1 protein-coding gene is annotated in these 1,318 nt (G+C 74.4%); it reads right to left on the bottom strand.

What is annotated here, in order from left to right; all coding sequences use genetic code 11:
- Window positions 1–1,318 (bottom strand): SpnB-like Rossmann fold domain-containing protein (locus tag LG634_RS37515; RefSeq protein ID WP_226741021.1); only part of this gene is annotated, 1,318 nt, incomplete at both ends.

The raw sequence follows: 1,318 nt of genomic DNA, 5'->3' as shown, positions 1-1,318 counted from the left end.
GCGAGTGCTCGGGTGAGGACGGTGTCGGTGTCGGTGTCGGTTTCGGTGTCGGTGTGTGTGGGGTCGAGGTCGAGGAGGATGATGCGGTCGGGGTTCTCGGTCTGGGCGGACCGCAGCAGACCCCACGCCGCCGCGCCGGCCAGATCCGGTACGTCCTCCTCCGGACCCACCGCCTGGGTCCCGGACGTGACCAGCACCAGGCGTTCCTGCGCGGGTCGGTCTTCGGCGAGCCATTCCTGGGTGCGGGTGAGGGCTTCGTGGACGGTGTCGTGCACGTCCGCGCCGGGCGTCAGGCGCAGCACGGTCACGTCGTCCGCCGAGAGTCCGTCCGCCGACAGTCCGTCCGTGGACGGGCCGGTCGTGGCGGCCGCGTCCACCGGAACCCACTCCACCCGGAACAGCGACTCGTGCAGTCTGCTGCCCGCGGCGTCGATCTGCTCGGCCGACACGGCACGCGACGCGAGGGAGCCCACGGTCGCCACCGGGGCGCCGGCCGGGTCGTAGACCTCGATCGTCACCGCGTCGCCGCCCGCCGGTGCGAGCCTGACCCGGGCTGCATCGGCGCCCGAGGCGTGCAGCCGTACGCCGCTCCACGCGAACGGCAGCCGCGGCTCACCCGTCCCGGGCAGTACCCCCAGCTCGATGGCGTGCAGCGCCGAGTCCAGGAGGGCGGGATGCAGGCCGAAGTCGGCCGCGGTGCCGCCCTGCTCGTCGGCGAGGGCGAGCTCGGCGAAGACCTCGGTGCCGCGCCGCCAGGCGGCGCGCAGTCCCTGGAACGCCGGACCGTAGCCGAAACCCTGCTCGGCCAGGTCCTCGTAGCGGCCGGTCAGGTCCAGTGCCTCGGCGCCCGGCGGCGGCCAGGCGGCCGGGAGGTCCGCCGGGACCGGCAGTTCGTCCGGTAGGAGCACACCGTCGGCGTGCCGCACCCACTCCTGTGTGAAGCCGGCGCTCTGCGCTCGCGAGTGCACGGTGACCTGACGGCGGCCCGTATCGTCCGCCGGACCCACGGCGACCTGGAACTGCACGGCTCCGTCCGCCTCCAGCACCAGCGGTGACTCCAGCGTGAGCTCTTCGAGGTGCCCGGCCCCCGCCTCGGATCCGGCGCGCAGGGCCAGCTCCACGAAGGCGGTCCCGGGCAGCAGCACCCGTCCGCGCACCGCATGGTCCTCGAGCCACGGGTGAGCACGCAGGGACAGCCGGCCGGTCAGCAGCAGCTCGTCGCTGTCGGCCCGCGGGACGACGGCGCCCACCAGCGGGTGCCCGGACTCGCCCAGTCCGATCGAGACCGCGTCCGCAGCCGGTGCCGTGGCTGCCGTGT

Source organism: Streptomyces bambusae, assembly GCF_020532645.1.
GTDB classification, from domain to species: Bacteria; Actinomycetota; Actinomycetes; order Streptomycetales; family Streptomycetaceae; genus Streptomyces; species Streptomyces bambusae.
The sequence above is the reverse complement of the archived record's forward strand: the minus strand, read 5'-3'. Positions and strand labels throughout refer to the sequence as shown.